General features: G+C 66.3%; 15 protein-coding genes. 9 read left to right on the forward strand and 6 right to left on the reverse strand.

What is annotated here, in order from left to right; translation table 11 throughout:
* Together OHS03_RS13320 and OHS03_RS13325 are read right to left on the reverse strand one after the other, a co-directional pair.
* Positions 1 to 1,224, reverse strand: coding sequence for a globin domain-containing protein (locus OHS03_RS13320; RefSeq protein WP_328663015.1), 1,224 nt, complete (start codon positions 1,222 to 1,224; stop codon positions 1 to 3).
* Positions 1,225 to 1,434: 210 nt separating this feature from the next.
* Positions 1,435 to 2,334 carry a universal stress protein gene (locus OHS03_RS13325; RefSeq protein WP_328663016.1) on the reverse strand — a complete coding sequence of 300 codons (900 nt, stop codon included), beginning with the start codon at positions 2,332 to 2,334 and terminating at the stop codon, positions 1,435 to 1,437.
* 195 nt (positions 2,335 to 2,529) lie between these two features.
* Between OHS03_RS13325 and OHS03_RS13330 the strand changes: the two genes are divergently transcribed.
* From OHS03_RS13330 to OHS03_RS13345, 4 genes are all read left to right on the forward strand, one after another.
* Positions 2,530 to 2,946 (forward strand): hypothetical protein, encoded by a 417-nt coding sequence (locus tag OHS03_RS13330; protein ID WP_328663017.1) that lies wholly within the window; start codon positions 2,530 to 2,532, stop codon positions 2,944 to 2,946.
* Positions 2,947 to 2,956: 10 nt separating this feature from the next.
* Positions 2,957 to 3,499, forward strand: coding sequence for a flavodoxin family protein (locus OHS03_RS13335; protein WP_328663018.1), 543 nt, complete (start codon positions 2,957 to 2,959; stop codon positions 3,497 to 3,499).
* A 95-nt stretch (positions 3,500 to 3,594) separates the two neighbouring features.
* Positions 3,595 to 4,239: a response regulator gene (locus OHS03_RS13340; protein ID WP_328663019.1), complete on the forward strand. Its 645-nt coding sequence runs from the start codon at positions 3,595 to 3,597 to the stop codon at positions 4,237 to 4,239.
* 31 nt (positions 4,240 to 4,270) lie between these two features.
* Positions 4,271 to 6,016: a sensor histidine kinase gene (locus tag OHS03_RS13345; RefSeq protein WP_405146526.1), complete on the forward strand. Its 1,746-nt coding sequence runs from the start codon at positions 4,271 to 4,273 to the stop codon at positions 6,014 to 6,016.
* Between the two features lie 5 nt (positions 6,017 to 6,021).
* Here OHS03_RS13345 and OHS03_RS13350 read toward each other — a convergent pair whose 3' ends face one another.
* Positions 6,022 to 6,969: a CHAD domain-containing protein gene (locus OHS03_RS13350; protein ID WP_328663021.1), complete on the reverse strand. Its 948-nt coding sequence runs from the start codon at positions 6,967 to 6,969 to the stop codon at positions 6,022 to 6,024.
* 205 nt (positions 6,970 to 7,174) lie between these two features.
* Between OHS03_RS13350 and OHS03_RS13355 the strand changes: the two genes are divergently transcribed.
* Positions 7,175 to 8,047 (forward strand): universal stress protein, encoded by an 873-nt coding sequence (locus tag OHS03_RS13355; protein ID WP_328663022.1) that lies wholly within the window; start codon positions 7,175 to 7,177, stop codon positions 8,045 to 8,047.
* 1 nt (position 8,048) lies between these two features.
* Positions 8,049 to 9,002, forward strand: coding sequence for a universal stress protein (locus tag OHS03_RS13360; RefSeq protein ID WP_328663023.1), 954 nt, complete (start codon positions 8,049 to 8,051; stop codon positions 9,000 to 9,002).
* Between the two features lie 29 nt (positions 9,003 to 9,031).
* Here the strand turns inward: OHS03_RS13360 and OHS03_RS13365 are convergent, their stop codons facing one another.
* Positions 9,032 to 9,385 (reverse strand): hypothetical protein, encoded by a 354-nt coding sequence (locus tag OHS03_RS13365; RefSeq protein ID WP_328663024.1) that lies wholly within the window; start codon positions 9,383 to 9,385, stop codon positions 9,032 to 9,034.
* A 774-nt stretch (positions 9,386 to 10,159) separates the two neighbouring features.
* Here OHS03_RS13365 and OHS03_RS13370 point away from each other — a divergent pair.
* The gene (locus OHS03_RS13370; RefSeq protein ID WP_328663025.1) at positions 10,160 to 10,894 is read left to right on the forward strand and encodes a dienelactone hydrolase family protein; all 735 of its coding nucleotides are present in this window, start codon (positions 10,160 to 10,162) and stop codon (positions 10,892 to 10,894) included.
* 133 nt (positions 10,895 to 11,027) lie between these two features.
* Here the strand turns inward: OHS03_RS13370 and OHS03_RS13375 are convergent, their stop codons facing one another.
* Together OHS03_RS13375 and OHS03_RS13380 are read right to left on the reverse strand one after the other, a co-directional pair.
* The gene (locus OHS03_RS13375; protein ID WP_063915369.1) at positions 11,028 to 11,471 is read right to left on the reverse strand and encodes an NUDIX hydrolase; all 444 of its coding nucleotides are present in this window, start codon (positions 11,469 to 11,471) and stop codon (positions 11,028 to 11,030) included.
* 552 nt (positions 11,472 to 12,023) lie between these two features.
* Positions 12,024 to 12,422, reverse strand: a complete 399-nt coding sequence (locus OHS03_RS13380; RefSeq protein WP_328663026.1) for a MerR family transcriptional regulator — start codon at positions 12,420 to 12,422, stop codon at positions 12,024 to 12,026.
* A gap of 180 nt (positions 12,423 to 12,602) precedes the next feature.
* Between OHS03_RS13380 and OHS03_RS13385 the strand changes: the two genes are divergently transcribed.
* Together OHS03_RS13385 and OHS03_RS13390 are read left to right on the forward strand one after the other, a co-directional pair.
* Positions 12,603 to 13,541, forward strand: coding sequence for an alpha/beta hydrolase family protein (locus OHS03_RS13385; protein WP_328663027.1), 939 nt, complete (start codon positions 12,603 to 12,605; stop codon positions 13,539 to 13,541).
* Between the two features lie 208 nt (positions 13,542 to 13,749).
* Entirely contained in the window at positions 13,750 to 15,696 is a 1,947-nt protein-coding gene (locus OHS03_RS13390; RefSeq protein WP_407942481.1) for a potassium transporter Kup, read from the forward strand.
* The last annotated feature ends 55 nt before the right edge of the window (positions 15,697 to 15,751 follow it).

Below are 15,751 nucleotides of genomic sequence, written 5' to 3' on the forward strand. Positions count from 1 at the left end.
CTAGGTCAGGGCGGGCGCCCAGCGGTCCGGTCCGAAGACCTCGTAGTGGATGTTCTCGGACGCGACGCCCTTGTCCAGCAGTACCTCTCGCACGTCGAGCATGAAGGGCAGTGGCCCGCACAGGTATGCGCGGGTGCCCTCGGCGACGGTGATCTCACCGAGGTCGGCGCGGCCTTCCCGGAGTCCGTTCCCGGGACTCCGTGCGCCGAGATCCTCGTACCAGCGGTGCATGACCGCGAACGGCAGCCGGTCGACGAGCTCGGCCAGTTCGGCGCGATGGGCGTGGCTGCTCGGCGCGCGATCGGCGTGGATCACCGAGATCGGGCGCGGGTCGGCAGTCTCGGCGAGGTGGCCGAGCATGCCCATGATCGGGGTGCATCCGATGCCCGCGGAGATCAGCAGCAGCGGTGCGTCGTCGTCGTGGAGCACGAGATCGCCGAACGGGGTGGTCACATCGAGCACATCGCCTTCGAAGACGTTGCGGTACAGGAAGTTCGACACTTCGCCGGCCGGAGTGGTCGAACCGTCCGGCCGGACATGGGCATCGACCCGCTTGACGGTGATGCGCCAGTCCCCGCCCGCCGGTGCCGAGGAAAGGCTGTATTGGCGGATCTGGCGCGCGCCGTCTTCGAGGTGAACGCCCACCGAGAGGTACTGCCCCGGCGAGAAGGACGGTAAGGGAGCGCCGTCCAGCGAAGTGAGGACGAAGGAGACGGCGTCGTCGGATTCCTGACGCCGCTCGCGCACCCGCGCCTGTCGCCAGACGTCACCGTCGACGACACCCGCCCGCCGGTAAAGCCCCCGCTCCATCACGATCAGCGTCTCGGCCATCAGCCAGTACAGCTCGTCCCACGCCGCGGCGACCTCGGCGGTGACGGCGTCACCGAGCACCTCGACGATGGCCTCGAAGAGGTACTTGTGCACGATCTGGTACTGCGCGGGCTGAATTCCCAAGGAGGCGTGCTTGTTCGCGATCCGCGACAGGATCAGATCGACCCGTGCCTGATCGGGTTCGAGCTGCAACGCGGCGAAGGCGGCGATCGCGCCGGCCAGCGCCTTCTGTTGGTCACCTTGATGCTGATTGCCGCGGTTGAACAGGTCACGTTCGAGTCCGGGGTGAGCCGCGAACATCTTGTCGTAGAAGAGGGTCGTTATCTCGCCGATCGCGGCGCCGACGGCAGGCAGTGTGGCCCGGATGGTCTCCTTCGTGGTGACCGAGAGCATGTCATTCTCCATTCGTTGCGGCGGTCTCGTAGCTCGGGCTGCCCACCCGGGGTAGGGCGAGTAGCACTGTGCGCGTGGGGTTTCGGGTGAGGTCTTCGATAGTGAGGGTGTCCGGGGACGCGAAGAAGGCTTCCTGTACGTTGCGCAGCGCCGACCGCCGCACACAGCCTCACCGTGCGATGACCAGTGGGTTCCGATACAGACCTGGATTCACTGCTGGGTACGTACCACGACCGTCGGGATCTCCACCGAGTGCAGCAGGGCGTTGCTCGTCGAACCGAGCAGCATGCTCGAGAACCCGCCTCTGCCATGGCTGCCGACCACCAGTAGCTGCGCCGACGCCGATTCGTCGACCAGCGTGCGGACCGGGCGATTGGCGACCACGATCCGTCGCACGGGTACGTCCGGATACTGCTCGGCGTGACCGGCCAGCGCCTCGGCGAGATCGGCCTCGGCCGATTGCCTGCCCATCTCCCAACCGAACGCGGGGAGATCGAGCTCGCTGGCGTCGCTGAACGCGTGTACCGCGACCAGCTCCACCTTGCGACGTGACGCCTCGTCGAAGGCGACCTCGATCGCGGGCACGCTGTTGGGGCTGCAATCGACCCCGACCAGCACCGGCTGCCCCGCCGAGACCGGATCGATCGCGGCGATGCCGTGGATCACCGCCACCGGGCAATGCGCGTGCTGGGCGGCCGCGCGGCTGACCGAGCCGAGCAGTCCGCGCTGGAACGCGCCGAGCCCACGGCTGCCGACCACCAGCATCCGCGCCGATCGCGAACGTTCGATCAGCATCGGCGCGGCCAACTCGAAACTGACCTCGGTGGTGATCGCGAGATCTTCATCGGGCACAGCGGCGCGGGCCACCCGCTCAGCCTCCCCGACGACCCGCTCAGCGTCCACGCGCAGCCACTCGAGGTCGGCCTCGCCCAGTGACATGCCTGGGCCGAACCCGGTCTGAATCGCGCCCGAGGTGAGGATGTGCAGTGGCAGGTGATGCAGGGCAGCTTCGGCCGCCGCCCACGCCGCAGCCTGGTAGGAGTTCGCCGAACCGTCGACCGCGGCGAGCACCGACCCGCGTCCGCTCGTCCCCTGCTTGTTGTCAGTCATCGTCGATCCTCTCGTCGTCGCGACTGTGGGCCGGTCGCGCTCTCGGATTCAAGGATCGTCCGGTTCAGCGCACGGCATCAGGGGACAAGGTCATTGCGGAGCCGGGCCTATCGGCCCCGGATCGGGACTCGGGTCCCTGGTGCGCGGGACCTTCGGCCCTGCCGGTGACCGGCCCGAACGCGCGAGGCTGTACCCATGATGTCCACCTACCTGCGACGGTTCGACCCTCGTCGATCCGTCCTGTGCCTGATCACCGGCATCTTGGCGACGTGGGCGTTCGCAGGGTCGTCGGCCCTCATCACCGGAGCGCTGACACTGGGGCCGACAGCCGAGAGCCGGCTGCCGTGGCAGAGCCCGATCCTGGCCGGGGTGCTGCTGGCCCTCGTCGTCGGCCTGCCGATGACGATCGTCGCCCTCACCGCCGCCCACGAAGACCGCGACCTCTCGCAGTCGGCGATGGTCGCCGCCTGCGCACTGATCGGCTGGATCCTGTTGCAGCTGTTGGTATTACGGGAATTCAGCTGGCTGCAGCCGGTGTGCGTGATCCTCGCCGTCGCTGTCGCCACCCTCGGCGCTCCCCCGCTCACCCATCGCACCCCGCGTCACCACTGAGGACTCACCGATGAAAGGGAACGGCATGCGCGCACTGATCGTCTATGAATCCATGTTCGGCAATACCGCCGCGGTGGCCGAAGCCATCGCCGACGGTCTTCGCCCCGACTACGAGGTGCAGCTGTGCCCGGTCGCCGACGCGGTGAATCATCGAGCGCCACAGGTGGATCTGCTCGTCGTCGGCGGGCCGACCCACGCCTTCGGGCTCAGCCGCGCCACGACCCGCCAGGACGCGGCTACTCGGACAACGGCCCCGATCGAGACCGAGATCGGTGTTCGTGAGTGGCTCGACGCCGCCCTGCCCGTTTCGTCACCGTCCCCGGCCGCCGCGTTCGGCACCAAGGTCGCTCGTCCCCCGTGGCTGCCGGGTTCAGCGGCGAAAGGCATCGGCAAACGGCTGCGGAACCTGGGCTACCGGCTCGCCGTCGCACCCACCGACTTCCATGTCAGCGCCATGACCGGCCCGCTGACACCGGGAGAACGCGAGCGGGCGACCGCGTGGGCCACGAAGCTGGCCGCCACCCGACCCGAGCTACCGAAGGCAACGCGATGATCGTGGTGCCGCTCGAGCAATACAGTGATCTATCGGCCGTCGAAGCAGCGGATGATGGGGACAAAGGCCCACACCGATGCGAGAAAGAGTCACCGATGATCAAGGTGTTCCTGGTCGACGACCACGAAATCGTCCGGCGCGGCGTCAGCGACCTGATCGCGCTCGAACCCGACCTCGAGGTGATCGGCGAGGCAGGATCGTGCTCGCACGCACTCGCGCGGATCCCCGCACTGCGCCCCGATGTGGTGGTGCTCGACGTCCGACTACCCGACGGCAACGGCATCGAACTGTGCCGTGAGCTGCTCTCGGCAGAGCCCGACCTGCGCTGTTTGATCCTGACCTCGTTCACCGACGAACAGGCCATGCTCGACGCCATCCTCGCGGGCGCGAGCGGCTACGTCGTCAAGGACATCCGGAGCCTGGAGCTGATCAGCGCCGTACGCGAGGTCGGCGAGGGCAAGTCTCTGCTCGACAACCGCGCCGCCGCTGCCCTGATGTCCAAACTCCGCTCGGAGGCCGCGGAGAAGACCGGCCCGCTCTCGACCCTGACCGACCAGGAACGCACGTTGCTGTCGTTGCTGGGTGAGGGTCTGACGAACCGGCAGATCGCCGCGCGCATGTTCCTCGCCGAGAAAACCGTCAAGAACTACGTATCCAGGCTGCTGACGAAGCTGGGCGTCGAGCGCCGGACCCAGGCCGCGGTGATCGCCGCCGACCTACGCCGTGAGCAGCGCGAATGATATTCGTCGCCACCGACGGCCCCGTGGAAGAATGCGCCCTATGGACATCACAGCGGGGGCGAGTGGTCGGCTTCCGGTGACCGAGACCCTGTCCCAACTGCGGTTACGTGAACTGCTCGCCGAGGTGCAGGACCGGATCACCCAGATCGTCGACGTCCGCGACCGGATGGACCGGCTGATGGAAGCCATGCTCGTGGTCACCGCGGGCCTGGACCTGGACAACACCCTGCGCACCATCGTGCACTCCGCGATCGAACTCGTCGATGCCGGTTACGGCGCCCTCGGCGTCCGAGAAACCGACAAGACGAGCAACCAACTCTCCGAATTCGTCTACGAGGGAATCGACGACCGCACCCGAGTACTCATCGGCGATCTGCCCCGCGGACACGGCGTACTCGGCGTACTCATCGCAGACCCGAAACCCATTCGGCTGTCCAATCTTTCCGATCATCCATCGTCTGTCGGCTTCCCTGCCAACCACCCGCCGATGCGGACCTTTCTCGGAGTCCCGGTCAAAGTCCGCGACGAGGTCTTCGGCAACCTGTATCTGACCGAGAAGGCGGGCGGTCTGGAATTCACCGAAGACGACGAAGTGGTGGTGCAAGCGCTCGCCGCTGCGGCGGGAATCGCGATCGAGAATGCCCGCCTCTACGAAGAATCGCGCGTTCGCCAGCAATGGCTGGAGGCCATCCGCGACGTCGCCACCGAGTTGTTGGCCGGCAGCCCGACCGATGGCGTACTCGAACTCGTCGCTGAACGCGGACACGCCCTCACCGGTTCGGCCTGCACGTTTCTCGCGCTGCCCGAAGACCCCGATGTCCCCGAGGACGAACTCACCGAACTCGTGGTGGTCGCCGCCGCCGGTGTCGACGCCGACAATCTGATCGGCAAGCACATCCCCCTCGATGATTCGCACTCGGCCGAGGCATTCCGGTCCGGGCGCACCGTCGCCGCCGATACCCCCGCCCACAATCCGATCTTCGACTCGGTCGCGAATTTCGGGCCGGTCCTCACCCTGCCCCTACGCGCGAACGGCTCGGTCACCGGCGTCTTGACATCGGTGTTTCCCGCCGGCGCCGCGCAGCTCAGCGCGATCGACCAGGCACTGATGACCACCTACGCCGACCAGGCGGCCGTAGCGCTCCAACTGGCCGACACCCAACGCCGAATGCGTGAACTCGACGTCTACGCCGACCGCGACCGGATCGCCCGCGGACTGCACGATCACGTCATCCAACGACTCTTCGCCGTGGGGCTGTCGCTGCAGGGCACGATGCAGCGGGCCAGATCGACCGAAGTGCGCGGCCGGCTCGACGAAACCATCGACGACATCCAGGCCATCGTCCAGGACATCCGTTTCTCGATCTTCGACCTCCAGAGCAACACCGCCACAGACTCCTCGACCTATCGAAAACGCCTGCACGACATCATCACCGACATGACCGCCGACACCGGCCTGCGCACCACTGTGCGGCTGGCCGGACCGGTCACGGTACTCGAACCGCCACTGTCCGACCACGTCGAAGCCGTCCTGCGCGAGGCCGTCAGCAACGTCGTGCGACACGCGAAGGCGAGCACTGTCGGGGTGGAACTCATTGTGCGCGACGAGGTCTCGATCGAGGTCACCGACGACGGGACCGGCTTCGATCCCGAGACCGCCCGCCGCAGCGGCCTGGCCAACCTGGCCGCCCGCGCCGCGGGGATGGGCGGCACCTTCACCATCGCACCCCAGGCACAGGGCGGCACCAAGATGCGCTGGACAGCACCACTGGACTGAGCCGTTCAGTCCTTCGCGTGCACGTCCGCCATCACCCTGGCATCGCGCAACGATCGCCAGTAGGCCGACGGCAGTTCCGCCGAATACCCGGTGGTCCGGTCGATTTCGCGCTGCAACAACAGTCCGTAGGTGAACGTCGACTCCCCCGCGTTCTCCGCCTCCCTGGTGATCTGGATCAGGTGATGTTTGGCCACCACCGCGTCCTGGTGTTCGCCGAGCAGGTCCTGCACAACCCGCAGGCCGTCGCATGCCTGCGCGGTGCGCGACGGAGCGAGATCGTGGACGCTCTCGAGGTAGTAGCGCGTGCGTCGGATCGCTTTGCGTAGTGCGTGGACCGCCGCGTCGCGGGCGTCTTCCTCTCCGGCGGATTCGACCGCGCGCCTGCGCGATCTGACCCGACCGAGCAGCGCGCTCAGCACCACCGCGTTGTCGACGTCGTCGATCCCCATCACGATGCCGCCGCGCAGCAACCGTTCTTCGGCCATCAGGTCCTCGATCATGGCGGGAAATCTGGGCGAGCCGAGCAGGTCGCGTGCGGCGAGCCACGCGAGTCTGGTTCGCTCCCCGAAGTATTCGGTGATCCTGGCGGACACCGGTCCGCGAACATAGCGCGGACGCAGCACATCTACAGCGGCATGCAATCGCGCCGACTGCGTTCGCAGCTCGTGGGCCGCGCCGACGCTGATGCCGAACCAGCGCAGTTCCTCGATCAGTCTGCGCACCTCCGGCTCGGCATGAACCGTTTTCCGGTGCGCACTCAGAGCGCTACGGGCACGCCTGGACGCGATCACCATGTCGGGCACCGAGTCCGGATCGTCGTGCGCCTCGACAGCGATCTGACCATCCAGGATCGTCTCGCGCTGGGTGTGCAGGTACTCGGCCAACAGTGTGCTCGCCGACGCGGGACCGGTCGACGTGCGGGCGTCGACGTCGATCGGGATTTCGGTTTTCATCGCAAACCTGCCTCGGTGAGTGGGTGAACGGGTCCTATGTCCACCCTGCGCGCGACGACACTGCCGGCCCAGGGTCGTTGGCCCCCGTCGGTCCCCGATCCGGGTGTTCTCGACGACGACCTAGTGCCTCTCGGTGTGTGCCATCCGGCCCTGCTGGGCACCGAGGACCCCGGCGCACAGTGGAGGAAACAGAAAGGCCGACGCTATGTTCATTTCCGAAAACCCGAATCAGCCAGTAGTGGTCGGCGTCGACGGATCGGAACAGTCCCGTGTCGCCTTGCGCTGGGCTGCCGAGTTCGCCGCGCATCACCGTGCGTCCTTGCATGTCATCTACGCCATCGACGTCCCGATCGAGTACGGCCCCGGTCTCTCCGGGCCCCTCTTCGATGCCGAACGGCTGCGCGCGCACGGCGAGTCCATCGTCGCCGCGGCCGCAGCGGAAGCCGCCGAAATCGCGACCCCGCGCGCAGAGATCGCGATCTCGAGCGCCGCGCTGACAGGTTCTCCGGTTGCGGTGCTGCGCGAGCACAGCAAAACGGCACGTCTGCTGGTTGTCGGTAGTCGTGGACTCGGCGCACTGCGTCGCACGCTGCTCGGTTCGGTGAGTACCTCGCTCGCCCGGCACGCCGAATGCCCGGTGGCGGTGATCCCGGAAACCGTGTCCGACACCGGCGCGGTGGTGGTCGGTGTGGACGGTTCAGCCTGCAGTGCCGACGCCATCGCCCTCGCCTTCGACGAGGCCTCCCGACGGAGCACACATCTGGTGGCAGTCCACACCTGGTCGGAGTTCTATCACTATGACGCACGCACCACCATGCAGGCCCAGGCCGAAGCGGTGCTGTCGGAAAGCCTGGCCGGATACTCCGAGAAGTACCCCGAGGTGTCCGTCGAGCGCGTCGTCGCGGAGGAGGTGCCCGCCAAGGCGATCCTCCTCGCCGCGGCCACCGCACAGCTCATCGTCGTCGGCAGCCACGGCCGTCGCGGGTTCGCCGGCATGACGCTGGGCTCCGTCGCCCAGGCGGTACTGCACGGCGCCGAATGCCCGCTCATCATCGCCAGGCCCGCCACCGGGAAGTGAGATGACCGCACCCACAACCCGCCCCGTCGTCGTGGGGGTCGACGGTTCCGAATCGGCATCGAGCGCGGTCCGTTGGGCGGCGCGCACCGCGATGCTGCGCGGCGCGCCACTGCACGCCGTCCACGCGATGAGTTCGGGCTGGGACCTGGGCGACCATCTTGGCGTGTTCACTCTGCACCACCAGGGATTCCGCGATGCGGGCGAAGAAGCGTTGGCCGCGGCGAGAGCGGCCGCGCACGCCGAGACGGCACCGTATCCGCTGACGGTGCGTACCTCGCTGGTCAGCCCGTCACCGATATCGACGTTGCGCCGCCGCGCACGCCACGCCCAGCTTCTGGTCGTCGGCGCTCGCGGGCTCGGCGTATTCGAGCGCACCCTGCTCGGTTCTGTCAGTGGCGCGCTGGCCCGCCGACCGCGCTGCCCCTTGGCCGTCATTCCAGGCCCCCAACCGCCCGAGTCACGACATCTGCCGGTGTTGGTCGGCGTGGACGGTTCGCCCGCGAGTCACCGCGCTGTCGAGTTCGCGATCGGCGAGGCATCTCGCCGCGGCGTCGGGCTCGTCGCGATCTCACTATGGAACGATCCGCACCCCGAACCTCGCTCAACCGAGTTGGCCGAGACCGCGCAGCGCATGCTGACGGAAAGCCTCGCGGGCTACCCGGAGGAGTTTCCCGACGTCGATGTCACTCGGCTCGTCGCCCATGACGAGCCGGCGCACCGATTGGTGCAAGAATCCGCCGGAGCACAGTTGATAGTCCTCGGCAGCCACAACAGTGGTCTCACCCGGGTCACCCGCAGGTCGGTCCGCGGCGCGGTCCTAGCCGTAGCGAAGGTTCCGGTCGTCATCATCGGTCAGCAATCTCGGCACAGGACACCGCACCAACCAGAAAACACTTCGGCGCGATCATCGGAGCGGGCTGTTGCTGTTCGGCGCGCGAGTAGGCCACCGTCGTAGCATCCTGGCGAATGTATGTGCGGTTCGTGTCAGTACACCCGGAAGTTCGTGACGCTCGGGGTGTGGGGGAGGTCGGTGGTGAGGGTGAATTCGACTTGGCCGGGGCCGGTTACGAGGCGGAGGTTGCCCACTACGGGGGCCGACCAGAAGAAGGGTTGCCAGGCGCCGAGGGCGGTGGACGCTTGGCCGGTGGCGCCGGTATCGAGGTTGCGCCAGTGGACCGTGGGGGCGAGCGTGCACCAGGGAGCGGGGACGCCGAAGACCTTCAACCAGCCTTTGAGTTGGAGGTCCACTGTGCCGGGGACGTCGCCGTCGGGGTAGACATTGCCCACTGCCCAGACGTCGCCGGAGCAGCCGAGGCCGTAGGCGCCCGTGGTGGTCATAGGGAGCTCGACGGGGATGTAATTCGAGGCTGCCGCAGGGGCACTGGTGGCGATGAGGGCGGCTACTACCGCGCTCGCGGCAAGGGAGATTTTGGCAAGTTTCCGGTGGGACATGTCAGCCTTTCAACTGCGATTGCTGCAAGGGCGATTGCACGAGATGGCTTCGAATTGATTGTTCCATCGGCTAACCGGTTACTGTCGTTACCCCGGCGCCCCGCGCGGCGAGCCGGTGTGGACCCGCCGCAGCCCGGTCCCGGGCCACCGGTCGAGAGCTGGATTTCCCTATCCTGCAGACGATCACCGTGACCGGCGGGCGGACCACCGAGATCCGACCTTTCTATTGGGACACCGCGACAATCGCCGATGCCTGTTTGCCGTCTACTCGTGAGCTCGACGGCGCCACATAACCGAACACACGGAAATGCCGCCTACCGAGTGATCGCGAATGTCCACATCTGCCGATGAGCATGCGTTTAGCTGAACACTTCGTACAGAGTGGCTCTATGCGCCCTTGTCGAGGAGGTTCACCCACGAGGCGATGCGGGGACCGTCGACCTGGTCGGTCGGCGACCGAGTACGTCCAACTCGGAGCCACCGCAAAAACCCGTTGGCGAACGACTGCGACCACTGCTACCTTTCCGGAGTCCGTGCCAGGGAATGAGGAGGTGGTACCCGTGAACGCAGTATCGACATGGGTGCTCCCCCCTGGGGTCACGGTCGGGCGATAGGTCGTCTGGGAGCGCCGTTCAACAGCACTCCCCGAAAGGCACGACCATGCAATTCATTACCGAACAGCGCCTCGACGACGACATCCTCGAACGCGAATTCGCCCTCGGCGAGATCCCCGGAATCCTGTGGACGCCGGGATCCGCATCCGTACCGATGCCGCTGATCCTGGTCAGCCCCCCTCCCCTCGGAATGCGCACGGCGTACCCGCGACTGCTGGCCCGGGCCCGGCACTCCGTGGCGGAGGGCTACGCCGTGGCCACCATCGAGCTCCCCGGCAGCGGTGACCGGCCACGTTCGGCCGCCACCGATCAGGCCCGCACCGACCTGCAACGGGCGGTGGCGGCTGGCGAGCCGGTCGACGACGAGATCGTCGACCGGCTCGTCCTGCCGCTAGTCGAAAAGGCCGTCCCAGAATGGCAGTCCACCCTGGACGCCCTTCTCTCGCTGCCCGAGATCGGTGGCCCGGTCGGCTACTCGGGCGGGGTGATCTCCATCGGCACCAGGCTGGCGGTGGTCGAGCCGCGCATCGCGGCTGCCGTTCTGTTCGCCGGTAGTTTCGTGCCCCGCGCCATCCTCGAGGAGGCCCGGCAGGTCACCATTCCGCTGCACGTCCTGCTGCAATGGGACGACGAAGGCAACGACCGGCAAATGGCCCTGGATCTGTTCGACGCCTTCGGGTCCGAGGAGAAGACGCTGCACGCCAATATGGGTGGGCACACCGGCGTCCCGCAGCACGCCGGCGAGGAGGCGAACCGGTTCTTCACCCGGCACCTGAAGTGATGCCGGACGGTCGGGCCGACTCCAGACAATAGAGCCGTCGGCCAGGAGCCGCTATCGAGGACAACTCGCGGTCCTCGATAGCGGTGGCCGCACTCAGCGCACTGACCGGCACCCGCCGTCCGATGTCGGTCGCTCAGGGGGCGGGGAGAGCCTTGTATGTCCCGAGGATGTTGCGGATCGAGGGCGTGACGAACAGCTCTCGGTCCAATGACACCCACAGATACCCGGCGTGCTCCGAGAGGCGGATGGGACTGGTGGCTTTCACGTCGACGGCGAAGTGTAGACGTCGCACCGGTTTTCCGGCTGGGGACAGATAGTCGAAGTCGCCGACGTGATGTCGGATGTCGGTGACGGTCAGGCCGGTTTCCTCGCGGACTCCCCGCACGAGCGCCTGGGCAACTGATTCTCCGGGTCCCACCGTGGCGCCGGGGAGTTTGTGGGTGAGGCGGATGGGGCCGGTGCTGTTGACTTCCAGGAGCAACACTTCTCCGCCACGGTCGATGATCGCGCCGACGCGTAGTCCGAATCCATCGCGTTCGCCGCGCGGTAGGACCTCGTCGTACATAGGTATCGCCATCGGTGGATTCACCAACCTTCGGTCTGGCAGCGTAGCCGCGTGTCGTCGGAGCCACTCGGTGGTGGCTCCTTCTCAATTGTGCTCGGTGCCGGGCTCATCCGGCGACAATCGGCTCCAAATATCTTCGCGAACGCGTCGAGATCTACGGCGGTACCGAGCCGACTGTGCTCGTTACCCCAAAGGCAAAGGCCTGGTTCCCGAGCACAGCACCGGATTCCGCCCAGCAGCCGCGGAGGAAACGGGCCCGTTTCCGCGAGGTCGTCGAACTGTCCCGATGGGCTGAAGACGTCGGTTACGACGCGTTCGGCCGACACCACGCGACCCTCGACCATCTCAGCGACGAACGTCTCGACCTGATCATCGGCAAAGGCGGCGACGCGGTCGCCCCGGTCCGACTGGCATGGCGGGATGTTGTTGAAGGAAACCGCGTTTGGCCATCCGCGCCCACCGATGACGCACACGGCACCGTGATCGGCCTCACCGCCTACTCATCGAACTGTCGACCAAAATCCGCCGAGACCTTCGCGACCTCAGCACCCCGCATCGACACGCCTAGGTCCCGTTCCACCCCTGTGCCCGGGTTTCTCGACCGCACACTGCGCCGGTGCTCACATTGGCCGAAACAGCGGAGATGACCGAATCAAGGTGTTGTTCGGTGCGCTCCAGTTCGATGATGCTCTGGCGCAAGTGATCACGCTCCACCTCGAGGCGGCCGAGAAGGGCGGGGGTGGCGCGGCCGTTCACCAGATGCGGCGTGAGCTCGCCGATGGTTCGACTGGACAAGCCCGCGGCATACAACTGCTGAATCAGCAGTACCTGATCCACGGCGGTGTCGGAGTACTGGCGCTGACCGCCGGAACTACGCTCGGCACGCAGCAGGTTCTGCTGTTCGTAGTACCGCAGGGCCCGGGCTGAAACCCCGGTCCGGCGAGCCAATTCGCCGATACGCATTCGAACCCTTCGCGTGATCCATGACACGACTGCTTGCCTCTGACACCGACGTCAAGTTTTAGCGTAGTCGAGGTACCCATCCGCAACGGAAGTCCTGGCAGCTCACCGTCGGCTACCTGCCCGAAGCACGCACCCGCGATCTAGCGCGCCGCGTGACCGAACCGAAAGAATGTGTCACTCATGGTCATTCACCCCGCAACCGGCCTGGCCGACCCCGCACCCACACCGACCGTCACCGTCAAACCGCTCAGGGTGCCCATATCCGGCCGTGGTGAAGACCTCCAGGTGCGGGTTTCCGCCCCGGTCACCGGCAATGACCTACCGGTCGTGCTTTTCGCGCACGGATTCGGCTCCAGCATGGATGGCTACGGGCCGCTGGTCGACTACTGGAGCTCGCACGGATTCGTGGTCATCCAGGCTACGCATTTGGACTCGAAGCGGTTCGCCCTGGCAGCCGAGGATCCGCGCAAGCCGCGACTGTGGCGTCACCGTGTGCAGGACATGACGCGGATTCTCGACGATCTTTCCGTATTGGCGGCATCGGTGCCCGGTTTGCGCGGTCGAGTCGACCACGACCGGATCATCGCCGCGGGGCATTCCTTCGGTGGGCAGACCGCGGGAATCCTGGTCGGCTTGCGCGTCACCGACCCGGAAACCGGGATCGCGGAGGACCTCTCGGACCCACGAGTCATGGCCAGTATCCAACTCGCCACCGCGGGACGCGGCGGCACAGAACTCACGACCTTCGCTCGCGAACATCTTCCGTGGCTGCGAGACCAGGACTTCTCGCACATCAACGCCCCAGGCTTGGTGATCGCCGGCGACGACGACAACCTCCCGCTGACCACCCGCGGGCCGGCTTGGACGACCGACCCTTACACGCTGAGCCAGACGAACAAGAGCCTGCTCACCGTGTTCGGCGGCCAGCACTTCCTGGGCGGTATCTCCGGCGAACACGTCAGCGAGACCACCGACGAGAACCCCGACCGGGTCGCGCTGATACAGCAGGTCACCCTCGCCTACCTCCGTCACGTCGCCGGTCTCGATCACAGCGGCTGGACCACCGCCCAGACCGTACTCACGCCCGCGCACCCGCTGGGACGGCTGGAATCCGAATAGCAGTGTGCTGCGTGGTCGCGAACAAGCTCGAAACCAGACCCGACTCCGGTCGTGTGGTGGCAGGTGACGTTCGAGTCGTCGAACACGACGGCTGAGTCGATCCGCAAAGATCGTGAATAGTTCACTTGTCGCACGATCGAATCGAGGTCACAGGCGATATCGTCACGACCGCGTCGCCCGTCGGGTGCTCGCTACGGAAGGACGGCCTGTGACCGAAACATCGACCACCGCCTCATCGGCCCCGACCGGACACGGGACCGGGCGTGAAGTCGTGCGCCTTGCGGCGATCGTCGCCGCGCTGGGTGTGGTGTTCGGTGACATCGGCACCAGCCCGATCTACACCCTGCAGACGGTGTTCGATCCGGCGGACCCGCATCCTGTGCCGGTGAGCCAGAACAACGTGTTCGGGATCGTCTCGCTGATCTTCTGGTCGGTGACGGTGATCGTGACGATCACCTATGTGACGCTGGCGATGCGGGCCGACAACGACGGCGAGGGCGGCATCATGGCGCTCATCACGCAGTTGCGGCGCTGGAGCGCGCCGGGCGGTAAGCGGACCGCGGCTTTACTCGCGGCACTGGGGATCTTCGGTGCCTCGTTGTTCTTCGGCGACTCCATGATCACCCCGGCGATCTCGGTTCTCTCGGCTGTCGAGGGATTGAAGATCGTCGAGCCCTCGTTCGAGGAGTTCATCATCCCGATCACCGCGGTGATCATCGTGATCCTGTTCCTGGTGCAGCGCAAGGGAACCGCGGTCGTCGGACGGGTATTCGGGCCGGTGATGATCGCGTGGTTCACCGCGATCGGGGTAGCCGGGATCGCGGGCATCAGTGACAATCCGGAGATCCTGAAGGCGATCTCACCGACCTACGCGCTGGGATTTCTGTTCGGCCACTTCGACATCGCGTTCTTCGCACTCGCCGCGGTGGTCCTCGCGGTGACCGGCGCCGAAGCCCTCTACGCCGACATGGGTCATTTCGGGCGGCGACCGATCGCCCGAGGTTGGCTGTTTCTGGTGTTCCCGGCCTGCATGCTCAGCTATATGGGCCAAGGCGCGCTGATCCTGTCCGACCCAGCGAACATCACCAGCCCGTTCTTCCTCCTCGTCCCTGGCTGGGGTCGACTCCCGATGGTCCTGCTGGCCACCGCCGCGACGGTCATCGCCGCTCAGGCCGTGATCACCGGCGCGTTCTCCGTCGCCTCCCAAGCCGCTCAACTCGGCTATCTGCCGCGACTGCGGATCGTGCACACCTCCGAATCCACCATCGGTCAGATCTATGTCCCGTGGATCAACTGGCTGCTCATGGTCTCAGTCCTGGTCCTGGTCTTCGCGTTCCGCAGCTCCCACGCCCTCGCCTACGCGTTCGGGATGGCGGTCACGGGCACCATCACCATCACCACGTTGCTGTTCTTCTATGTCGCCCGCGCACGTTGGCGTACCCCGTTCTGGCTGCTCGCGCTCGGTGCGGTGCCGCTGCTGGGGATCGATCTGCTGTTCGTCGGGGCGAACCTCACCAAAATCGTGCACGGCGCCTGGCTACCGCTGCTCATCGGCATCATCGCGTTCACGGTGATGACCACCTGGCAACGCGGGCGCGACATCGTCACCGCGGCACGCGAACAGCGTGAAGGTTCGCTGCAGGAATTCGTCGACGAACTCCGCGAAGGACAGCCTAGGACGGTCGAGGTCCCCGGCACGGCGATCTTCCTCAACCGGGGCAAGAAGACGACCCCGCTGGCCATGCGCGCCAATGTCGAGAACAACCACATCCGACACGAGCACGTCGCGATCGTGAGCATCGCCACCGACCCCGTTCCCCGTGTCCCGTTCACCGAACGGCTCACCATCGACCACCTCGGGCACGGCGACGACGGCATCATCCACGTCACCGCCCGCTACGGCTACGCCGAACGTCCCGATATCCCCGCGGCGTTGCGGCATCTCGATGCCTCGGCGACAGAAGGAAGGCTCGACCTCGATCGCGCCTCCTACTTCGTCTCCAAGATCGAACTCCGTCGCGGCGACCAACCGACCATGGCGACGTGGCGCAAACGACTGTTCATCGCCACCTCGCACATCACCGCCGACGCCGCCGACTACTTCTCCCTACCCCGCGATCGCACCGTCATCATGGGCTCCCACATCGACGTCTGAAGCTCTGATCGTCAGCCCGCGAATTGTGTTGGATGCACAGTTCCTTCGACATCGC

The sequence above is a fragment of the Nocardia salmonicida genome (genome assembly GCF_036142455.1).
Classification (GTDB): domain Bacteria; phylum Actinomycetota; class Actinomycetes; order Mycobacteriales; family Mycobacteriaceae; genus Nocardia; species Nocardia salmonicida.